Consider the following 19,967-nt stretch of genomic DNA (forward strand, 5'->3'; position numbering starts at 1 on the left):
ACGGGCGCAGGCGTCGGGTACGTCCGCACCCTCGCGCGGCGCACCGTTCCCTGAAAAGGTGAGATGGTTTCCGGTCGGCGGAGTTCGGTCGCCGGGGTTCGGCCGGCGGAGGGGAGTACGCGTGCTGGACGGGCGGAAGAGCGGCGAGCGGCTCGCGGGATGGATGGAGGCGCTCGACGGACAGGAACGGGCGGAGGCGGTGATCCCCGACGCGGAGGACCTGCCCGAGGTCCTCCTCGATCTCGGGGTCGCCCACGAGGACATCAACGAACTCGTCGCGCTGCGCCCCCGCGTGGCCGACGATCCCGGAGTGCGCGATCTCCTGGAGCGGGCCGTGGACGCCGTCACCCGGGACATGGGCACGGTCGGCGGAAGCCCTCCCTTCCCGTCCCCGCCCGACGGAGGTGACCTCCTCGAACGCTGCTTCTCCGTGTACGTCTACGTGGCGGCGCTGCCCGCCACGCGCGCGTACCACCGCGGTCTCGGGGTGCCGGACGACGTCTCGCGGCGCACCCTCGCCGACCTGGGGCGCCACATGGCCGTCCACCGCAGGCGGTACGGCAGTTGCGGCATTCACGCGGTCGCCTGGCTCGGCCTGCACTTCCATGGGGAGCTCTACCAGCTGGGCCGGCTCCAGTACCAGCGGGCCCTGCTCGGCGGGCGCTCGGCAGGCGCGGCCGCCGCCGCGGGCCTGCCGGTGACGGCGGACGACCTGTGCATGAACCTCCATATCCCCGACTTCCGGGGCCCGCTGTCCCCGCGCGCGTGCGACCGGTCCCTCGCTCTGGCCAGGGAGTTCTTCGCGCGCCACTACCCCGAGGAGCGCTATGAGACCGCCGTCTGCCACTCCTGGCTCCTCGACGCCCAGCTGAAGGACCAGCTGCCGAAGGACTCCAACCTGGTGCGGTTCCAGGAGCGATTCCGTACGTCCTGGGAGGACACGGAACCGGACGACGAGGGCCCGGTCGGCTTCGTCTTCGGCGACCCCCGTCTCCCCATCGGTGAACTGCCGCGCCGCACGAGCGTCGAGCGGGCCGTCGGCGACCATCTGCGGAGCGGCGGGCACTGGTACGGAGGGCATGGCTGGTTCCCGTTGCCGTGGTCGGGAACTGCCGCCCCAGGACGGCTCGTTGAAGGGGCATGAGCCTTGAGATGCGTGAGGGATACGGAGGGACGGGACCCGGCGCCATCACGCCGGACGGCTGCGCGGTCGATCTGTACGCGCGCCTGCCCGTAGGGGACGAGCCCGACATCATCGCCGCGGCCGTGCCCGCGGGAGCGAGCATTCTCGAACTGGGCAGCGGCGTCGGCCGGATGACGCACCCCCTCATCGAGCGCGGCTTCACGGTCACCGCCGTGGACGAGTCCGCCGAGATGCTGGAGCGGGTGCGCGGGGCGCGGACGATCTGTTCACCGGTCGAGTCGCTGGACGCGGGCGGGACGTTCGACATGGTGCTGCTCGCGTCGTTCCTCGTGCACGCCGGGGATGTGGCGGTGCGGCAGGGGCTGCTCGACACCTGTCGGCGTCATGTCGCCGACAGGGGATGCGTGTTGATCCAGCGCGAGGGCCCGGACTACCACACGAACCTGCCGCGCGAGCGCGTGGACCCGAGCGGTTTCACGGTCCGCATCGTGTCCGCGGACCCCGTCGGGGACGGGGTGAACTCGGTGCGTGCGGAGTACGAGTTCCCCGACGCGGCCTGGACGCACACGTTCCTGGCGAGGCCCCTGACGCAGGAGCAGTTCGAAGAGGCGCTCGCCCAGGCCGGGTTGAAGGTCGACCGGTATCTCACGGACGACCAGGTGTGGGTGCGGGCGGTGCCTGCATAAAGGCGCCGGGCGACCGATGAGTTGCATGGGGTGCCGCCGTCTATCTCTGTGACAGCCGGACAGCAAGGCCCGGCGCCGACTCACCGAGGAGCACCCCATGTCCGAGACCACCGCCCCCGTCACGACCGCCGCTTCCGCCGCCTCCGTCACCGCCGCCCCGGCCCCCGGCAGGGCTCGCGCCGCCCGCATCGCGCTGCGCACGCTCACGGTGCTGCTCGCGCTGTTCTACGGCGTCGCGAGCGCCCTGCCCAAGCTGATCGCGCACCCGTCGGCGGTCGAGTCGTTCGACACGATCGGGTGGGGGAGCGCGGCGATGTACATCATCGGCGCTCTCGAACTGGCCGGAGGAATCGCCCTGTTGGTGCCGGTGCTCTCCGGAGTCGCCCCGATCGCGCTGAGCGCGCTGATGGCCGGCGCGTTCGTCGTGCAGATGTCCTACTTCGACGGGGAGAACGCGGCGACGCCGCTCATCCTGATCGTCCCGCTGGCGCTCCTCGCGTGGACACGGCGCCGGAGCAACGCGGATCTGGTCCGCCTGGTCAAGCGCCGGGCGTGACCCCCGCGGCCGGAGGCTGACCCCGTCGACGTACGGGGTCAGCCTTTGTCGCGTCCGTCCGCGTGATCCTGCGCCGGGGGTACGGGGCCCGCGCCGAACGTCGCGCGCAGCCGGTCCATGTCCCTGCGGTCCCGCTTCGTCGGGCGCCCCGCGCCGCGGTCACGGATGGCCACGGGGGCGACGGCGGCGCGCGGCGGGGGCGGCGGGCTGTTGTCCACGTAACACTCGACGGCGACCGGGGCGCCCACGCGCTTGCGGATCAGGCGCTTCACGATCACGACCCGCTCGTGCCCGCCGGCCTGCCGGACCCGCACCTCGTCGCCCACGCGCACGTTGTAGGCGGCCTTCACGCGATCGCCGTTGACCTTCACATGCCCGCCCCGGCACGCCGTCGCGCCCGCCGAGCGCGTCTTGGCCAGCCGCACGGACCAGATCCAGCTGTCGATCCGCACGCTCTCACCGGCACCGGGTGCGGCCGCCCGCGCCGCGTCCACCGCGCTCGAAGCCGTATCCGAACCAGTACCGGAACGAGTACCCGAACCGGAATCCGAAGCAGTATCCGAAGCCATGCCTCGACCTTAGTCCCGGATTGCCCCGATCCGGCGAGTCACCCGGACGCCACACGTCACCCCGACGGATAATCCGGACAAAATGCCACGCCTTTCAAGGGCAGCCACCGGACAGCGAGGGGTTTGGACGCCATGGACGCCAGGGACCTGCAAGCCGAAGTCGACGGCCTGATGGGCGGACTCCGCGCCGACCTGGAGCGGCTCGCCGTCATCCCGTCGATCGCCTTCCCCGGCTTCCCGGCCGAGCCCGTGCGGGAGGCGCACGACCTGCTGGTCGGGCTGCTCAGGGACGCCGGTGTCGAGCGCGTCGAGCGGATCGACCTGCCCGACACCGCCCCCGTCATCTTCGGCGAGATCCCACCGCCGACCCCCGACGCGCCCACCGTCCTGCTCTACTCGCACTACGACGTCCAGCCGCCCGGCGACGAGAAGCTCTGGAAGTCCCCGCCCTTCGAGCCGACCCCCGTCGAGGGCGGACTGCGGGCGCGCGGCATCGCCGACGACAAGTCGAACGTCATCGCCCACCTGGGCATGCTGCGGGCCTTCAAGGGCCGCCCGCCCGTCGGCGTCAAGATCGTCTTCGAGGGGCAGGAGGAGTACGGCAGCCCCTTCGACGACTACCCGCCCACCGACTCCGACCGGTTCGCCTGCGACGCCATGGTCATCGCCGACCTCGGCAACCTCCGCCCCGGCACCCCCACCCTCACCACGGGCCTGCGCGGCGCGTCCGAGGTCGTCGTCGAGGTCCGCACCCTCGAAGAGCCGCGCCACAGCGGCGAGTTCGGCGGCGCGGCACCCGACGCCCTGCTCGTCCTGCTCAAGGCCCTCGCCACCCTGCACGACGTGCACGGGGACGTCGCCGTCGAGGGGCTGCGCCGCGACGAGTGGACCGGCGCGAGCTACACAGAGGACGAGTTCCGCTCCCTCGCGGGCGTCGAGGACGGCCTGCCGCTCATCGGCAGCGGCACCCTCGGTGAGCGCCTGTGGAGCGGCCCCGCGATCACCGTCATCGGTCTCGACGCCCCCGCCGTCGAACACGCCGCGTCCGCCGTCGTGCCCTACGCCCGCGCCAAGCTCAACCTCCGCTTCCACCCGCTCCAGGACCCGAAGGAGGCGCAGGCCAGGCTCGTCGACCACCTGAGCACCCTCAAGCCGTTCGGTATCCCGCTCACCATCACTCCCGGCGACACCGGCCCCGGCTACGAGGCCGCGACCGGAGGCCCCGCCTACCGCGCCGCGCTCACCGCGCTCAAGGAGGCATGGGGCGCGGACGCCTCCTATGTCGCGACCGGCGGCTCCATCCCGCTCGTCAACGGCCTGGCGAAGGCCGCCCCCGGAGCCGAGGTCCTCCTCTTCGGCGCCCAGGACAGCATGTGCAATCTGCACGCCCCCAACGAGCGCGTCCTGTTCTCCGAGCTGCGCAGCACCGTCGTCGCGATGTGCGCGTTCGTCCGCGAGTACGCCGCCGACTTCCGCGCCGGAACCGCCTCATGAGCGCTCCCGCCGACACGGAAGCACCCCAACAGCCCCGGCCGAAAGGCAAGTTCACCTTCCCGAGCGCCCTGACCGTCCTCGCGATCGTCACGATCGCCGTCTGGGCGCTCGCCTTCCTCGTCCCCTCGGGCCAGTACGACCGCAACGACTCGGGCGCCCCCATCCAGGGCACGTACCACCGCGTCGACTCCGGGCAGTCCATCGTCGACCGCCTCGACGACCTGTTCCTGTCCCCGGTCAACGGCCTCTACGGCATCCTGGACCCCAAGACCGCCGTGGTCGCCCCGGACAACACCGGTGACCTGTACGGCAGCGCGGGCGTCTTCCTCTTCGTGCTCGCCATCGGCGCCTTCATCACCGTCGTCTTCGCGACCGGGGCCCTCGACCGCGGCATCGGCCGGCTCGCCCACCGGCTGCGCGACCGGGGCGCGCTGCTCATCGCGGGCGTCATGGTGGTCTTCTCGGTCCTCGGCACCGTCGAGGGCTTCGCCGAGGAGACCCTCGGGTTCTACGGCCTGATCGTGCCCCTGATGCTCGCGCTCGGCTACGACCGGATGACCGCCGTCGGCGCGATCATCCTCGGCGCGGGGGTCGGGGTGATGTGCTCGACGGTCAACCCGTTCGCCACCGGCGTCGCCTCCTCCGCCGCCGACATCTCGCTCGGCGACGGCATCATCCTGCGCTTCATCATGTGGATCGTGCTGACCGCCGTCACCGTCGCCTACGTCATCCGCTACGCGAAGCGCGTGGAGAAGGACCCCGAGCGCTCCCTGTCAGGGTTCCTGCCGGGGGACCGGGACCAGGCGCAGGCCGAGGCCCACGCGGTCGAGGTGCCGGAGCTGACCGGCCTGCACAAGGCGGTCCTCACCGTCACCGCCCTCGTGTTCGCCTTCATGATCTTCACGGTCGTGCCATGGTCGAGCGCCCTCACCGGGAAGGCCGACGCGACCCCGTACGGCTTCGAACTCGGCTGGTCCTTCCCGCAGTTGGCCGCCCTTTTCCTGGTCGCGGCCGTGCTCGTCGGCATCGTGGCGCGGATGGGCGAGCAGAAGCTCAGCTCGACGATCATCCAGGGCGCGGCCGACTTCATCTCACCCGCGCTCGTCATCCTGCTCGCCCGCGGCGTCACCGTGATCATGAACAACTCGAAGATCACCGACACGGTCCTGCACTCCATCGAGGGCGTCGTGAAGGGCACCTCGTCCGGGGTCTTCGCGATCATCGTCTTCGTCGTGAACCTGCCGCTCGCCTTCCTGATCCCCTCGACCTCGGGCCACGCCACCCTCGCCATGCCGATCCTCGCGCCGCTCGCCGACTTCGCGGGCGTCTCGCGCGCGGTCGTCGTCACCGCATGGCAGGCCGCCAGCGGCTGGATGAACCTGTGGGTGCCGACCACGGCCGTGACGATCGGCGGCGTGGCCCTCGCCAAGGTCGGCTACGACAAGTACCTGCGCTTCATCTGGCCGCTGCTGGCCATCCTGTTCGTGCTGATCTGCGGGTTCGTGGCGGCGGGGGCGGCGTGGACGTGACGGGTGTGCGGCGCGCCGGCAGCGGTCAGCCGTAGTGGTCGGCGTCGGCCGTCGGCCGTACGCCGTCAGCGGCGCGTGCGGCGGCGGGTCCGTTCGCCCGGGGTCTCGATGAACTGGAGCTCCAGAGCGGCCGGGGCCGGGGCGATCCCGGGACCGCCCGCCTCGGCCCAGCGCAGGATCTCGTCCGTCGCGTCGTCCCCCATCGACCAGCCCACCCATGCGGGGCGCCCGCCGCGCCGCCGGCCCTCGCCCGAAGGCTGCACGACCAGGACGTTCGCCTGGTCGCACGGGCCCAGACACTCCGTCACCCGCACCGCGACCCGCCCGCCGGACGAGTCGGCCGCGGCCCGCAGCCGCTCCAGCTGCCAGGCGTGGTCGTAGCCGGGGTACTTCGCCGCATTGCCGCAGCAGCAGCCCCGGCACACCACGAGGGTGCAGGGGCGGGTACGGGCGGCGCCTATCGGTGTCCGGGTGGGCACAGAACTCCTTGTCCGGGCGGGCACAGAACTCCCGCGTACAGGTACGGAAGAGATTCTCCGTCATGTGAGTCCGTCACGGCCGTCAGGGTGCTGAGGGGTGAGGCCCGCAACCCACAGAAGGCCGCTCCGAGCTGCGCAGATGAAGTTCGGCCCAGACCGTCTTGCCGGGGGCGGACGGGCGAGGAATGACGCCCCAGTCGTCCGCGAGCGCGTCGACGAGGAGCAGGCCGCGGCCCGACTCGCCGTCCGGATCCGGCGGTCCCGTGACGGGGAGCCTCTCGGCGCGGGTGTCGGTGACTTCGACCCGTAAGGCGCCATCGGCCTCGGCGAGGTGGAGGTGGAAGTCGCGGCCGGGGACGTGGCCGTGCCGGACCGCGTTCGCGGTCAGCTCCGCGGTGATGAGGGTGACGGTCTCGTTGGTGGGCGAGGTGTAGGGGTGGCCCCAGTCGTTCAGGCGGTGGGAGATGAGACGGCGGGCGAGTCGTGCACCGCGTGGGGTCGAAGTGAACCGCATGGCGAACTCGTGTACGGACGCGACGCGTTGGGGCATATGCCCTTGTGGGGGAGTTACGGCCTTCATGCCGTCAACGGTCCTGGCCCATGCGTAGCTTTGAACAGGCGCGACGCGCTGACCGGTGGTCGTTGTACGCGGTCGGCGTGCCGTTGTACGCGAGGCGAGGCGTGACCGGTCTTCCGTGCGGCGCGTTGGCCGCGGGAGCGGTTGCAGTGGCGGTTGCGTGGTGTTCGGTGGCGGCGGTGGGACGTACGGGAGGTGCCGGGCGTGGAGGACCAGCAGGCGGAGGGGGAGCACGAGTTCGGGGCGGGGATTCTGCATGTGTTCGGGCGTCAGCTGAAGCTGTGCCGGGAGCGGGCGGGGCTTGACCGGGCGGAGCTGGGGGTGCGGACGGGGTACTCGGCGTCGACGATCGCGTCGTTCGAGCAGGGGAGGAGGATTCCGCCGCCCAAGTTCATCGACCTCGCTGATGAAGTGCTGGACGCGGGTGGGGTGTTGAGGGCGGGGAAGGAGGAGGTGGCTCGGGCGCAGTATCCGGCGTTCTTCAGGGATGCGGCACAGCATGAGGCGCATGCGGTCGAGTCGCATGTGTACGCGACCCAGGCTGCGCCGGGGCTGTTGCAGACAGAGGAGTACGCGCGGGCGGTCTTCGCGATGTGGCGGCCTCTGCTTGATGAAGTGCTCATCGAACAGCGAGTAGCGGCTCGACTGGCGCGGCAGGAGATCTTCGCCCGGCGCCCGGCGCCTCACATGAGTTTCGTGATCGAGGAGGCTGTACTGCACCGTCCTCTTGGCGGGGAGGTCGTTTGGCGCGGTCAGCTGGAGCAGTTCCTTCTGGCCAGTGAGAAGCGGAACGTCGAGATTCAGGTGATGCCGCTCTCGCGCTTGGAACATGCAGGACTGGCTGGCCCGTTCACCTTGATGGAGACCAGAGATGGGCGGAGGATCGCCTACACGGAGGTCCAGGGTGACAGCCGCGTCCATACGGAGCGGGGAAAGGTCCGGGAGATCGAGGCTGCGTACGGGAGTCTCCGTGCGCAGGCGCTCACACCGGCCGAATCGCTTTCGTTGATCGAGAAGTTGTTGGGAGAGAGATGAGCGGGGCAGTGGCCGGGCCGAACAGTGATGAGCTGACTTGGTTCAAAAGCAGTTTCAGCGCCGGGAACGGCGGCGAGTGTGTCGAGGTCGCGTCCCGGCTGGGCCTCACGCATGTCCGTGACTCGAAGGACAAGGCGGGCCCCATAGTGAGCCTCACGGCGACCGCCTGGACCGAGTTCGTCGGGTTTGCCGCCCGGCACACCGCGTAAGGCGGCTCTACGTCCTTCTACTCAGTCGCCCGGCTGCCCGCGCCTTGGATAGCGTGCCCTCATGTCTGTCGCTCCTGCCATGACCGATGACGTCTTCCCCGATCATGTCGCCGAGCGGCTCGCCGCGCTTCCTGGTGTGCGGGCCGTCGCGCTCGGCGGTTCCCGGGCCCAGGGAACTCAACGGCCCGACAGCGACTGGGACTTCGCGATCTACTACCGGGGTGATTTCCAGCCGGACGACCTGCGGGGCGTCGGATGGGAAGGGGAGGTGTCCGAGATCGGTGGGTGGGGCGGCGGGGTCTTCAACGGCGGGGCGTGGCTGACCGTCGACGGGCGGCGTGCCGACGTTCACTACCGGGATCTCGACGTGGTGGAGCGGGAGTTGGCCGAGGCCGAGCGGGGGCGGGTCCGCTGGGAGCCGCTGATGTTCCATCTGGCCGGGATCCCGACCTACCTCGTCGTCGCGGAACTCGCCGTCAACCAAGTGCTGCGCGGCACGGCGCCCCGCCCGGACCGCTATCCCGAGGCCCTGCGCAAGGCCGCCCCCGAGATGTGGTGGGGCCGGGCCTCCGGCACGCTGGCTTACGCGAGGGCCAACAACGCGCCCACGGGCGGAAGGGCCGAGGTCCACGGCGCGGTCGCCGTGGCGGCGATGTCGGCCGCGCACGCCGTCCTCGCCGCCCGCGGTGAGTGGGTCACCAACGAGAAGCGGCTCCTGGAGCGCGCGGGCCTGCTGGGCGTCCACAGCCTGCTCGCGGGGGCATCGGGCGACCTGACGGACGTGGTCGATCGGACTCAGGTCCTCCTGGAGAGCGCCGTCGACGCCGCGCGCAGGACCTGAGCCGGCGGAGCAGGTTGAGCAGGTGGTGCATGTGGTGCAGGCGAGCGCCCGAGGTCGTACGCCGCGCTGTCCTCCCACGCCCGCCCGTCCGTCACGATCAGGCGCACCGAGTCGACGCGCGCCGTCACCGGAAGCATCGGTCGCAGTTCCCGCTCCAGCGCGTCGTACGCCCTCTCGTACGTCTCCGGCCCTTCGTCGTTCGCCAGCGTGAGGTGGGGGTCCAGACCCTCCGGCCCGAATACGCCCCGGTAGGGCACCGCCTCCGGCCAGCGCTCCCGCACCGCCCTGATCAGGGCGCGGACGGGGTGATCGGGAGCGGGCGGGAGATAGAGGACACCCGGGTACCGACGGAACTCGGCGAACGTCAGGACGAACGGGGGCCGGTCGGCGAACAGCGCCGCCAGCTCGGCGTGGACCTCCGGCGTGATCCGCGCGGCGGGGAGGAAGGGGTACAGCACCGTGATGTGGGCCGGGAACGGCGCCCGTACGAAGGCGTCCGCCTCCGGGATCCGGATCGTCAGGGCCGTGTCGCCGGGCACGTCCGGCCAGCCGTCCTCGCTGCTCACGGCGCGCCATCCTGTCACGCTGCCGCCCCGGTGACCTGCGGCGGGCCAGATCCGAGAAGTCCCGCACATCGTCACATCGATGAAACGCGCACGTACCTTTCCCTCCAAATACGTCACCTAGCGTCGAGGCATCAGCCCAGGCCGACGTCGTCCCGCGGCACACCCCCGCCCAGGACCGCCGTCGCCGACAGGAGCACCGTGCGCACCACCCCCCGTCCCCTTCCGCCCTGGCTCGGCCACGCGCTGCGCGCCCAGCGAGGCCCCGTCCCGTGGAGCGCCGTCGTACGCGGCGCCCTCGCCGCCGGGCCGCTCCTCGTGGCGGCCCTGCTCGCCGGGCGTCCCTCCGCCGGGGTGCTCGCCGCGCTCGGCGCGATGCTCGCCGGGATCAACGACCGGCCCGGCAGCCGCCGCGCGGCGGTGTCCCGGATCGGGGTACCCGCCCTCGTCGGTGCGGGCGGACTCGTAGTCGGCACGTGGGTGGGCGCGCAGGCCGGTCCCGCCGCGCTGATCGGCGTGTTCGCGCTGCTCGGGTTCGCGGGCGGCGCCGTCAGCGCCGTCGGGCCCGTCGCGTCCGCCTGCGGAACGCAACTCCTCGTCGCCGTCGCGATCGGCGCGGGCATGCCGCTGCCTGAAGCCGGCTGGCAGCGGGCCCTGCTGTTCCTCGCGGGCGCGGGCTGGCTCCTCGTCCTGCGGAGCGTGCTGCCGTCGCCGGGCGGGGCGGGCGCGTACCGGTTCGACGGTGAACGCGCCGCCGTCGCTCAGGTGTACGCGGCCGTCGCCGGGCTCGTCGACGCGGCGGGCACACCCCGGGCCACCGCACATCGCGCCGCCCTGACCGCCGCGCTCGACCATGCGCAGGACGCCCTGTCCGGACCGCGCCTGCGCCGGTTCGCAGGCTCCCGCGAAGAACGCCGCCTCCACGCGCAGTACGCCGCCGCCCTGCCGCTCGGCGAGGCGGCCACGGCCCTCGCCTGGGCGGGCGGCCCTCTCCCGGCCCGCGCGTCCGAGGGCCTGTGGCTCCTCGCCGACGCCGTGCGCTCCGCGCAGCCGTGCGGCCCGCTGCCAGCGCCCGCCCGCTCCGACGCGGCCCTGCGCGCGCTGGACGAGGCACTGCTGCACGCGGCCGTGGCGTTCGACGGTCCGGTACGGGACCACGACCGGTCGCCGCACACGCGACCGAACGTACGCGTGAGGACCTGGCGCGGCGCCGGTGCGACGCCGCTGCACACCCGACCCCGCACCCCCGTCACCGCCCTGCGCAGAGCCGTCGGCCCCGCCGGGCGCGAGTACGGGATCCGCGTGGCGCTCTGCTTCGGGGCCGGTGCCGCCGTTGCCCAGCTTCTCCACAACGCCCACTGGTACTGGCTGCCCGCGACCGCCGTCTTCCTCGTCAAGCCGGACCTCGGGCCGCTCGCCTCGCGCGTGCTGTGCCGGGCGCTCGGGACGGTGGTCGGCGCGGCCCTCTTCGCGGGGCTCGCCGCGCTGCTGCCGAGCCCGGCGGGGCCCGTCGCACTGGTGGCCCTAGGCGGCGCGCTGATCCCCGTGGCCACCCGGCACTTCGCCGCCCAGACCGCCGTCGTGACCGTCTTCGTGCTGTCCCTCGTGATGGTGGGCGGGGAGCCGCAGATGGCCCTGGCCCGGATCGGGGAGACGCTCCTCGCGTGCGCGATCGTGCTGTGCGTGGGTCACCTGCCGCTTCCCGTGCCGGGCCGCGGCGGCGCCGTCCGTACGCGCCTGACCACCGCCGGCGAGGCCGCGCACGCCTACGTACTTCATGTGCTCAGCGGATCCGACGACCGCGCCGGACGCTGGACCCTGCGCCGCGAGGCGTACCGTGCGCTCGCCGAGGCGCGCACCGCGATCGACCTCGCCGCCGCCGAACTTCCCCCGCTCGCCCGCCACACGGCCGGAACGGAAGACGTCGCCGTCACCCTCGAAGCCCTCGTCGACACGACCACGTCCTGTGCCGTGCACCTCGACGACACGGGCCGCGTCCCGGAGCAGCACGCCGAACGGATCGACGCGCTGCTCGCGGAACTCGCCGCCTAGAAAGGGCAGTTCAAGGTGGCGCCGTCAGGAAGTGGTGTCACGGCTTGGGCAGCTCACAGCCCGCCGCGCTCAGGTCGATCTTGTTGCCGATCCCGACGCACGGCACGATCCCGTACGTCTCCTGCGCGTAGTTGATGCCCTTGCGGACCGTGACGGTGCCGTTCTCGTCGACCTCGCACGGGTTGTTGTCCGTGCAGCGGGCGCCGTCCTCGTTGCCCGTGTTGTTGACCGCGACGACCTTGCCGGACGCCTGGTCGACGACGGGGGAGCCCGAGGTACCGCCGATCGTGTTGCACGTGGAGGTGTAGCGGACCGAGTCCTTCCAGGTCCACTCGCCCTCCTTGAGGCGGTACGCGAAGCCGTCGATGTTGCAGCTGTAGGTCTTCTTCCAGTAGCCGGAGACGACCGTGATGGCCGTGCCCGCCGTGGGATGCGAGGCCGACAGTTCGAGGGCCTTGATGCCGTACGAGCTCTCGATCTGCTCGTAAGTGCTGGTGAGTTGGTAGAGCGAGACGTCCGTGTCCGTCATCGTGCCGTACGCGATCTTGTTCGCGCGCAGCGTCGCGACCTTGCTGCCCGCGGAGTTGAGCAGGCTGAAGGTGCGGGACGACGGCTGGTCGACGACGACCTCGCCCGGGCCGGGGAAACCGCTCTCGAGGCAGTGCCCGTTGGACATGACCAGGGCCGGGTCCGTGGGCTGGGAGTCCGGCACGCGGACGACCGACCCGGAGCAGTTGCTGAGCGCCACCGTCCCGGCGAAGGTGACCGCCTTTGCCCTGGCCTTGGCCTCGTGCTGGGCTCCGACTGCCGTGGCGGGCGCGGCTGTTGCTCCTATGAGGAGCAGGCCGAACACCGCACCGACGAGAGGCTTGTTCATGTGGGGGTCCTCTCCCGTTGCTTGCTGAAACCGTCAACTACCGGTTTTGACATGTGCATTGTGGTGGTGTCGGCGTCAGCGGACAACAGTGCATGCTCAGCGAACACAACGGATCCCCCGAAATAAGTGCAGAAGTTTTCTGTCGCAGAGCGATGAGTTCCGCGATGACCCCCGGTCAACCACCCGAGGAGTACCGACCCGAGGAGGACCCATGGGGCTGCCGAACGTCGTCACCCGCGAGGAGTGGCTCGGCGCGCGCCAAGAACTGCTCGCCAGGGAGAAGGCGGCGACCCGCGCCCGCGACGCGCTCAACGCCCGGCGCCGCGAACTGCCCATGGTGGAGATCGAGAAGCTGTACGTCTTCGAGGGGCCCGACGGCAAGGCGGAGCTCCTCGACCTGTTCGAGGGCCGCTCCCAGCTCATCGTCTACCACTTCATGTTCGGCCCGGACCAGGACGCGGGCTGCCCCAACTGCTCCGCGTTCCTCGACCAGATCGGCCACCTCTCCCATCTGCGCGCCAGGGACACGGAGTTCGCGGCCGTGTCGCGCGCCCCGTTCACCAGACTCCTGCCGTTCAAGGCCCGCATGGGCTGGACCATGCCCTGGTACTCGTCGGCCACGAGTGACTTCAACCAGGACTTCGGCTTCGCGTCCGGCGAGGATCCCCGCGACCTGCCCGGGCTCAGCTGCTTCCTGCGCGACGGCGACCGGGTCTACCACACGTACTCCACGACGGGCCGTGGCCTCGACGGCATCGGCTCCATCAACAGCCTGCTCGATCTGACCGCGCTCGGCCGGCAGGAGGAGTGGGAGGAGCCGCGAGGGCGGGCGTCGGCGCTCGGAGCCCCGGCGGGCGGCGCGCGGGTCCGCTACCACGACGAGTATCTGGACTGACGCGGCGGCTATGTGCTCCTTGCATGCCGGCGCTGTGCGTCTCAACTCGGTTTCATTGTCGTGACGTTGCGAGCCCCCGGGCGCCTCGCGGGCGTTCTTCTCCGTAAGGACGCGCGACAGCGCACGTACGACGACGGGGGCAGGGGTGCACGATGATCGACGGACGAGTGGTACTTGAACGCTTTCCCGCGGGGGGACCGCGCGGGTCGTGGCCGGCCGAGGAGTTCGCGCGCGACCGGCGAATGGAGGGTCAGCCCGCCGAGGTCGTCATGGACCTCGCGACGGACGCCTTCCTGGTGATCGTGCCGCGCGCGGAGGCGGTCGCGGGCTGATCCGGGTGGAGCGTGCGGTTCAGGCTGCGTCGGCCGCGCCCGCGCCGATCGAACGGGACCAGGCGGGCGTCGTGCCGGTGACCCGGCACAGCGCGAGATAGAGCGGGATCGGCGGGGTGTACGGGACGCTGCCGTCGGGCCGGTGGATGAGTCCGGGCGCGCGCCGCGCGTCCGGAACCAGCGCGCCGGTCGTGTAACTGGCCGGGGCCGGCCACTCCAGGGCGACGTCCGAGTCCGAGGGAACGATCCACCACCAGCGGTCATCGTCGGCGTACACGCAGCCCATGCGCGGGAGCCGCGCGACCATGGCGCGCCCGCAGGCCTCGGGGACCGCGACGGCGTCGCAGCCGAGCGGCGCGGTCATGCCGTCGGGGACGGCGAGTCTGAGCGGGGCGGTCCGCAGGACCTGCCGCTGCCGGGAGAACCGGACCAGCGAGTCGAGATCCATCGTGCGCGTCGTCACCACACCCATCCGGCTCCCGCCCCCGTCCCCGTACCAGGGCCGTCGGCCGGGCCGAAGCCGGTGCCGCACCCCGTCTCGAACTCTGACTCGAACTGCTCTGTGTCGAAGGCCGGGCCTTGTTCGGTGCCCGGTCCCGTGTCGGGGGAGTGAGGCGCTCCGCCGGTGTGCGGTTCACTGCTGTGTTGCGGCCCGGGAATGCCACGGGGTCCGGCGACGGCCGGCTGTCCTTCTGGGCCGACGGCGCCCGTGTCCTGCGCGCTGACCGCGTCGCGTGCGAGCTCGGCCCACACGAGGAGTCCGGGGCCGGTCTCCTGCGCGCCCCACGCGGTACTCACCGCGGCCACGAGCAGCAGGCCACGCCCGTGCTCCTCCTCCGGCGCGACACGGCGGGCGGGATGCGGCTCGCCGGGGGCCCAGCCCTCGTCACGCACGGCTATCCGCACCCGGTCGTCACTGTCGTGGAGCTCGCACACTATGCGGCTGCTCGCCGTGTGGATGATCGCGTTCGTGACCAGTTCGGAGATGACCAGGGCGGCCGCGTCGCAGGTGTCATCGCACACTGCCCAGCCGCTGAGGTGGGCGCGCGTCAGCTTCCGGGCCTGAGCGGCAGAACCCGGGTGGGGAGCCAGTTCGAAGCTGCTGCGGCGGCGCACGGACGCGGTGCCGGAGCACACATCGGTTTCGTCACCGAGTGTAGCTTCGCCGACTTCTGTTCCTAACGGCACGGACGGAGTCACGCTTGCCACTATCTCCCCGTCGTGAACACTTGGCAAGAGCCACTCTGAAAAGTGCAGAGTGCAGTGTGCTTGGGCGCCGAGCCGTGGCACACTGCTGACGGGGGTGTGCCGTACGGCGCCCGCCATGGCGCAAATGCCGTTGATTTCAGGGAAGTTGCCCGGAATGACCGGGCGCTGGGGCAGCCCGGCTTCCCTCTGGGAGTGCGACCACACGCGCGACCGCGACAGGACCACAGGGACGACTGGGAGGTAGGGGGCGTGAGCGAACCGCGGTCCGCTCCGACCGTTGGCCAGGTCGTCCTCGGCCGGCGCCTCCAGGATCTGCGCGAACGCGCCGGGCTCAAGCGCGAGGAGGCCGCGAAGGTCCTGCGCGTCGCCCCCGCCACGGTCCGCCGCATGGAGATGGCCGAGGTCGGCCTGAAGATCCCGTATCTCCAGCTCCTCCTGAAGTCCTACGGCGTCACCGACGAAGAGGCGGATGCCTTCGTCACGCTCGCCGAAGAGGCCAACAAACCCGGCTGGTGGCAGCGGTTCCACGACATCCTGCCCGGCTGGTTCTCGATGTACGTGAGCCTGGAGGGCGCCGCCAGCCTCATTCGGTCGTACGAGCCCCACTTCGTTCCAGGGCTCCTGCAGACCGAGGACTACGCGCGTGGAGTGCTGCGCTCCGGAGCCGTCGGCCGCGCCCTCGCCGAGGACCCCGACGTCGTCGAGCGGCATGTCGCGCTCCGGATGCAGCGCCAGGAGCTGATCACCCGCGAGGAGGCCCCGCGCCTGTGGATGGTCATGGACGAGACCGCGCTGCGGCGCCCGGTCGGCGGCCCCGACGTGATGCGCGGTCAGATCGACCGGCTCCTCGAGGTCACGGAGCTGGCCAACGTGACGCTGCAGATCGCCGAGTTCGCCGCCGGCCCGCACCCCGGCACGTACGGCCCCTTCGTGTTGTTCCGATTTGCCATGTCAGAACTGCCGGACATGGTCTACAGCGAGTACCTGACCGGCGCCGTCTATCTCGACGCGCGCCCCGAGGTGGCCACCCACCTGGAGGTCATGGACCGCATGGCGGCACATGCCGCGACGGCACATCGCACAAAGGACATCCTCCGGGATCTCCGCAAGGAGCTGTGAATGGATCGGATCAAGGCCCGCATACGAGGGGTCGACGGGAAGGTCATCTACAACGGGATGCCCGCCCGCGAACTCGGCAACGAGGGCTGGCACAAGCCCTGGAGCGGCGGCAACGGGGGCAACTGCGTGGAAGCGATGAAGCTGGCCGACGGCCGGGTCGCTATGCGCCAGTCGGCCGACCCGGACGGCCCCGCCCTGATCTACACCCCGGGCGAGATCACCGCGTTCATCGAGGGCGCGAAGGCCGGGGCGGCGGATTTCCTGCTTTCGTGAGCGGAGCGGACGGGTGCGCGCGCCGGAACCCCGCAGTGGGGTCTCAGTCCGGTGGCAGCACCCCGCACAGGGCGTCCAGCGCGGCGCCGTAGGCATGGTCCGACGGCGTCGAGTAGCCCACCACCAGCCCGTCCGTGTGCGGCATCGTCGCCTGCGGATGACGGAACTCCGCGAGGCCCTCGAGGGCGACACCGCCCCATGTGGCGGCCTTGACCACGGACCGCTCGGTCCCCGGAGGCAGCCGCAGCACCGCGTGCAGCCCGGCCGCGATCCCGGTGGCCGCCACCCCGGGCGCCCGCTGGGCGAGCGCCTCCACCAGCCGGTCGCGCCGCCCCCGGTACCGCTGCCGCATCCGCCGCACATGCCGGTCGTACGCCCCCGAGACCAGGAAGTCCGCGAGCGCCAGCTGGTCCGGCACGCTCGCCCACGCCTCCCGCTCGCCCTTCACCGCGACGACATCCCCCACCAGCTCCCGCGGCAGCACCATCCAGCCGAGCCGCAGCGCCGGTGACAGGCTCTTGCTCACCGAGCCGACATAGACCACCCGTTCGGGGTCGAGGCCCTGCACCGCGCCGACGGGCCTGCGGTCGTAGCGGAACTCGCCGTCGTAGTCGTCCTCCACGATCAGCCCGCCACGCGCGCGTGCCCAGTCGACGGCCGCCGCACGCCGCTCCGCGTGCAGTGGGCCGCCCGTGGGGAACTGGTGCGCGGGCGTGAGCAGCGCCGCCCGCGCCCGGCCCGCGCCGGTCGTCAACTCTCCGACGCGCGCGCCGTGTTCGTCGAGCGTCAGAGGAAGCGTCCGCACCCCCGCCGCCGTCAGGATCTCGCGGTGGAAGCCGAGTCCGTACGACTCCACGGCGAGCGGTCCGCGCAGCACCCGGCCGCCGAACAGAAGCCGCAGGGCGTGCGCGAAGCCGGAGCAGATCACGATGCGGTCCGGCTCCGTGCGCACGCCGCGCGCGCGGGCCAGATACTCCGTGAGCGCCTCCCGCAGCTCGAAGCGGCCCTGCGGATCGCCCGGCCCGAACGCCTCGTTCGGCGCGGCCTGGAGCGCACGCCGGTAGGCGGCCGCCCACTCCGCGCGCGGGAACGACGACACGTCGGGCGTGCCCTGGCGGAGGTCGTGGCGTGGCCCGTGCGCGCGGACCGGACCCTTCTTCGGGACACGGCCGGGCGCGGGCGGCCCGGCCCGCTCGGCGACACGCGTCCCCGAGCCCTGCCGCGCGGTCAGCCAGCCCTCGGCGACGAGTTCCGCGTACGCGTCGGCGACCGTGTTGCGGGCGACGCCGAGGTCGGCGGCGAGCGAACGGTAGGGCGGCAGCCGGGTGCCCGGAGCGAGCCGCCCCGAGCGGACGGCGTCGCGCAACGCACCCATGAGAGCGGCCCTGCGGCTACCCGCCCCGGACAGGTCCAGATGCAGGTCGGCGCCGATGCGCTCCGCAGAATTGACCCATGAATCTGCCATAGAAATGCACCCTACAAGAGGTCTATCCGGCCCGTAGATTCATGGTCATGACGACGAACACGATCACCGCAGCGAACACCCACTCCCACTCCGCCGGCCGCATCGACTTCGCGAAGGCCGCGCCCAAGGTCTTCCGCTCCCTCATCGGCTTCGACGCCGCCGCCCGCGAGGGCCTCGACCCGGCCCTGGTCGAGCTGATCCAGATCCGGGCCTCGCACCTCAACCACTGCGCGTACTGCCTCCACATGCACACCAACGACGCGCGCAAGGCCGGCGAGAGCGAGGACCGGCTGCACATGGTGGCCGTGTGGCGCGAGGCCCGGCACTTCTTCAGCGCCCGGGAGCGCGCGGCGCTCGCGCTCACCGAGGCCGTCACGCTCGTCGCCGACGGCGGCGTCCCCGACGACGTCTACGCCGAGGCCGCCGCCCAGTTCGACGAGCAGGAGCTGGCCCACGTCCTGTCCCTGATCCTCACGATCAACACCTGGAACCGGATCGCTCTGTCGACCGCCAAGGTCGCGGGCACCGACGAGCGCAAATGAACGACGAGCGTTGACCGGAGGCGGGCTCAGGCCGTCATCGGACGGTCGTACGGCCCGATCGGCGCGGGCAGCCGCGTCGAGCCGGTCAGCCAGTGGTCCACCGCGGCGGCGGCCGAGCGGCCCTCGGCGATCGCCCACACGATGAGTGACTGGCCACGGGCCGCGTCCCCGGCCGCGAACACGCCGGGCACCGAGGTCGTGAAGCGTGCGTCGCGGGTGAGCGTGCCGCGGTCCTCCACGGCCAGTCCGAGCTGGCCGACCGGGCCGCCCGCCCCGCGCTCGGGCCCCGAGAAGCCGAGGGCGAGCAGCACCAGATCGGCGGGCAGCTCCCGGGACGTGCCCTCCCGGGGCCGCCGCGCCTCGTCGACCTCGACGAGATGCAACGCCCTCACCCGGCCCCACTCGTCCCCCTCGAAACGCAGCGTGGACGCCGCGAAGAGGCGCGCGTCGGCGTCCGCCGCGGGCGCGGTCCGCAGCTCCCCGGCCTCCTCATGGGCGGCGGACATCCGGTAGATCTTCGGATACGTCGGCCAGGGCTCGGCGAGCTCGTCGCGCTCGTCGCCCGGCTGCCCGTAGATGTCCAGCTGCGTGACGGAGGCGGCGCCCTCGCGCACCGCCGTGCCCAGGCAGTCGGCGCCGGTGTCGCCGCCGCCGACGATCACGACGTGCTTGCCCGCGGCCGACAGGGGAGAGACGTCGAGGTCGCCCTGGCACACGCGGTTGGCCAGCGGCAGATACTCCATCGCCTGCACGATCCCGTCCAACTCCCGCCCCGGCACGTGCAGTTCGCGCCAGGCCGTGGCGCCGACCGCGAGGACCACCGCGTCGTAGCGGGACCGCAGCTCGGCGGCACCGATGTCACGGCCCACCTCCGTCGACGTACGGAAACGCACCCCCTCGTCCCTCAGCTGCGCCAGCCTGCGGTCAAGATGGTGCTTCTCCATCTTGAAAGCGGGGATGCCGTACCGCATCAGTCCGCCCGGCCGGTCGTCCCGCTCGAAGACCGCGACCGTGTGCCCCGCGCGCGTGAGCTGCTGGGCGGCCGCGAGCCCCGCCGGGCCCGAGCCGACCACGGCGACCGTGCGGCCGGACAGCCGTTCGGGCGGCTTGGGCGGCGCGAGGCCGTCCTGCCAGGCGCGGTCGGCGATGGCGACCTCGACGTTCTTGATGGTCACGGCCGGCTGGTTGATCGCCAGGACGCAGCCCGCCTCGCACGGCGCGGGGCACAGGCGCCCGGTGAACTCGGGAAAGTTGTTCGTGGCGTGCAGCCGGTCGCTCGCCGCCCGCCAGTCGTCCCGCGACACGAGGTCGTTCCAGTCCGGGATCAGGTTGCCGAGCGGACACGCCTCGTGACAGAACGGGACACCGCAGTCCATGCAGCGGTCGGCCTGCGCCTCGATGATCGGCAGGAGTGCCCCGGGGACGTACACCTCGTCCCAGTCCTGGACCCGCTCGCCGACAGGGCGGCGTGGCCAGTCCTCCCGGGGGGTGGTGAGAAAGCCCTTGGGGTCGGCCATGGCC

Annotated in this window: 23 protein-coding genes; 14 read left to right on the forward strand and 9 right to left on the reverse strand. The window is 71.8% G+C overall.

Annotated features, from left to right (window positions below; genetic code table 11):
• Nucleotides 1-199: 199 nt before the first annotated feature.
• The 3 genes from OG574_RS33740 to OG574_RS33750 all read left to right on the forward strand — a co-directional run bounded on the left by OG574_RS33740 (nt 200) and on the right by OG574_RS33750 (nt 2,386).
• Complete coding sequence (locus tag OG574_RS33740; RefSeq protein ID WP_326778719.1) at nt 200-1,144, forward strand: acyltransferase domain-containing protein; 945 nt, start codon at nt 200-202, stop codon at nt 1,142-1,144.
• Nucleotides 1,145-1,152: 8 nt separating this feature from the next.
• On the forward strand, nt 1,153-1,830 hold the full coding sequence (locus OG574_RS33745) for a class I SAM-dependent methyltransferase (protein ID WP_326776281.1): 678 nt from the start codon (nt 1,153-1,155) through the stop codon (nt 1,828-1,830).
• Between the two features lie 97 nt (nt 1,831-1,927).
• On the forward strand, nt 1,928-2,386 hold the full coding sequence (locus OG574_RS33750; RefSeq protein WP_326776282.1) for a DoxX family protein: 459 nt from the start codon (nt 1,928-1,930) through the stop codon (nt 2,384-2,386).
• 38 nt (nt 2,387-2,424) lie between these two features.
• Here the strand turns inward: OG574_RS33750 and OG574_RS33755 are convergent, their stop codons facing one another.
• Nucleotides 2,425-2,955: an RNA-binding S4 domain-containing protein gene (locus OG574_RS33755; protein ID WP_326776283.1), complete on the reverse strand. Its 531-nt coding sequence runs from the start codon at nt 2,953-2,955 to the stop codon at nt 2,425-2,427.
• 132 nt (nt 2,956-3,087) lie between these two features.
• On the opposite strand from OG574_RS33755, the gene OG574_RS33760 reads away from it, so the two are divergent.
• Both OG574_RS33760 and OG574_RS33765 read left to right on the forward strand, forming a co-directional pair.
• Nucleotides 3,088-4,449, forward strand: a complete 1,362-nt coding sequence (locus tag OG574_RS33760) for a M20/M25/M40 family metallo-hydrolase (RefSeq protein WP_326776284.1) — start codon at nt 3,088-3,090, stop codon at nt 4,447-4,449.
• Nucleotides 4,446-5,978 (forward strand): YfcC family protein, encoded by a 1,533-nt coding sequence (locus OG574_RS33765; RefSeq protein ID WP_326776285.1) that lies wholly within the window; start codon nt 4,446-4,448, stop codon nt 5,976-5,978. Before OG574_RS33760 ends, OG574_RS33765 begins: the two co-directional genes overlap by 4 nt.
• A 65-nt stretch (nt 5,979-6,043) precedes the next feature.
• Here the strand turns inward: OG574_RS33765 and OG574_RS33770 are convergent, their stop codons facing one another.
• Entirely contained in the window at nt 6,044-6,457 is a 414-nt protein-coding gene (locus OG574_RS33770) for a (2Fe-2S) ferredoxin domain-containing protein (RefSeq protein ID WP_326776286.1), read from the reverse strand.
• An 82-nt stretch (nt 6,458-6,539) separates the two neighbouring features.
• Nucleotides 6,540-6,971 carry an ATP-binding protein gene (locus OG574_RS33775; RefSeq protein ID WP_326776287.1) on the reverse strand — a complete coding sequence of 144 codons (432 nt, stop codon included), beginning with the start codon at nt 6,969-6,971 and terminating at the stop codon, nt 6,540-6,542.
• A 267-nt stretch (nt 6,972-7,238) separates the two neighbouring features.
• On the opposite strand from OG574_RS33775, the gene OG574_RS33780 reads away from it, so the two are divergent.
• The 3 genes from OG574_RS33780 (at nt 7,239) to OG574_RS33790 (ending at nt 9,119) form a co-directional block, all read left to right on the forward strand.
• On the forward strand, nt 7,239-8,069 hold the full coding sequence (locus OG574_RS33780; protein WP_326776288.1) for a helix-turn-helix domain-containing protein: 831 nt from the start codon (nt 7,239-7,241) through the stop codon (nt 8,067-8,069).
• Nucleotides 8,066-8,278, forward strand: coding sequence for a DUF397 domain-containing protein (locus tag OG574_RS33785; RefSeq protein ID WP_326776289.1), 213 nt, complete (start codon nt 8,066-8,068; stop codon nt 8,276-8,278). Before OG574_RS33780 ends, OG574_RS33785 begins: the two co-directional genes overlap by 4 nt.
• Before the next feature lie 61 nt (nt 8,279-8,339).
• Complete coding sequence (locus OG574_RS33790; RefSeq protein ID WP_326776290.1) at nt 8,340-9,119, forward strand: nucleotidyltransferase family protein; 780 nt, start codon at nt 8,340-8,342, stop codon at nt 9,117-9,119.
• Here the strand turns inward: OG574_RS33790 and OG574_RS33795 are convergent.
• Nucleotides 9,074-9,685, reverse strand: a complete 612-nt coding sequence (locus tag OG574_RS33795) for a 2'-5' RNA ligase family protein (protein ID WP_326776291.1) — start codon at nt 9,683-9,685, stop codon at nt 9,074-9,076. The genes OG574_RS33790 and OG574_RS33795 overlap by 46 nt on opposite strands.
• Nucleotides 9,686-9,883: 198 nt before the next feature.
• Between OG574_RS33795 and OG574_RS33800 the strand changes: the two genes are divergently transcribed.
• Nucleotides 9,884-11,734, forward strand: a complete 1,851-nt coding sequence (locus tag OG574_RS33800) for an FUSC family protein (protein ID WP_326776292.1) — start codon at nt 9,884-9,886, stop codon at nt 11,732-11,734.
• Between the two features lie 37 nt (nt 11,735-11,771).
• Here the strand turns inward: OG574_RS33800 and OG574_RS33805 are convergent, their stop codons facing one another.
• A complete protein-coding gene (locus tag OG574_RS33805; RefSeq protein WP_326776293.1) occupies nt 11,772-12,611 on the reverse strand; it encodes a S1 family peptidase in 840 nt (279 codons plus the stop codon).
• Nucleotides 12,612-12,822: 211 nt separating this feature from the next.
• On the opposite strand from OG574_RS33805, the gene OG574_RS33810 reads away from it, so the two are divergent.
• Together OG574_RS33810 and OG574_RS33815 are read left to right on the forward strand one after the other, a co-directional pair.
• Nucleotides 12,823-13,506 carry a DUF899 domain-containing protein gene (locus OG574_RS33810; RefSeq protein ID WP_326776294.1) on the forward strand — a complete coding sequence of 228 codons (684 nt, stop codon included), beginning with the start codon at nt 12,823-12,825 and terminating at the stop codon, nt 13,504-13,506.
• Between the two features lie 152 nt (nt 13,507-13,658).
• Entirely contained in the window at nt 13,659-13,838 is a 180-nt protein-coding gene (locus OG574_RS33815) for a hypothetical protein (protein WP_326776295.1), read from the forward strand.
• Between the two features lie 19 nt (nt 13,839-13,857).
• Here OG574_RS33815 and OG574_RS33820 read toward each other — a convergent pair whose 3' ends face one another.
• Entirely contained in the window at nt 13,858-14,310 is a 453-nt protein-coding gene (locus OG574_RS33820) for a hypothetical protein (protein ID WP_326776296.1), read from the reverse strand.
• Complete coding sequence (locus OG574_RS33825) at nt 14,298-14,975, reverse strand: ATP-binding protein (protein WP_326776297.1); 678 nt, start codon at nt 14,973-14,975, stop codon at nt 14,298-14,300. The genes OG574_RS33820 and OG574_RS33825 overlap by 13 nt, the downstream gene beginning before the upstream one ends.
• Nucleotides 14,976-15,296: 321 nt before the next feature.
• Between OG574_RS33825 and OG574_RS33830 the strand changes: the two genes are divergently transcribed.
• Together OG574_RS33830 and OG574_RS33835 are read left to right on the forward strand one after the other, a co-directional pair.
• Nucleotides 15,297-16,166 (forward strand): helix-turn-helix domain-containing protein, encoded by an 870-nt coding sequence (locus OG574_RS33830; protein ID WP_100592351.1) that lies wholly within the window; start codon nt 15,297-15,299, stop codon nt 16,164-16,166.
• Nucleotides 16,167-16,439: a DUF397 domain-containing protein gene (locus tag OG574_RS33835; RefSeq protein WP_100592352.1), complete on the forward strand. Its 273-nt coding sequence runs from the start codon at nt 16,167-16,169 to the stop codon at nt 16,437-16,439.
• A gap of 43 nt (nt 16,440-16,482) precedes the next feature.
• On the opposite strand, the gene pdxR is transcribed toward OG574_RS33835, so the two are convergent.
• Nucleotides 16,483-17,904, reverse strand: coding sequence for a MocR-like pyridoxine biosynthesis transcription factor PdxR (pdxR, locus tag OG574_RS33840; RefSeq protein ID WP_326776298.1), 1,422 nt, complete (start codon nt 17,902-17,904; stop codon nt 16,483-16,485).
• A 47-nt stretch (nt 17,905-17,951) separates the two neighbouring features.
• On the opposite strand from pdxR, the gene OG574_RS33845 reads away from it, so the two are divergent.
• Nucleotides 17,952-18,446, forward strand: coding sequence for a carboxymuconolactone decarboxylase family protein (locus OG574_RS33845; RefSeq protein ID WP_100592610.1), 495 nt, complete (start codon nt 17,952-17,954; stop codon nt 18,444-18,446).
• A 26-nt stretch (nt 18,447-18,472) separates the two neighbouring features.
• On the opposite strand, the gene OG574_RS33850 is transcribed toward OG574_RS33845, so the two are convergent.
• Nucleotides 18,473-19,963, reverse strand: coding sequence for a glutamate synthase subunit beta (locus OG574_RS33850; protein WP_326776299.1), 1,491 nt, complete (start codon nt 19,961-19,963; stop codon nt 18,473-18,475).
• Nucleotides 19,964-19,967 lie beyond the last annotated feature (4 nt).

It is taken from the genome of Streptomyces sp. NBC_01445, from assembly GCF_035918235.1.
Lineage (GTDB): Bacteria > Actinomycetota > Actinomycetes > Streptomycetales > Streptomycetaceae > Streptomyces.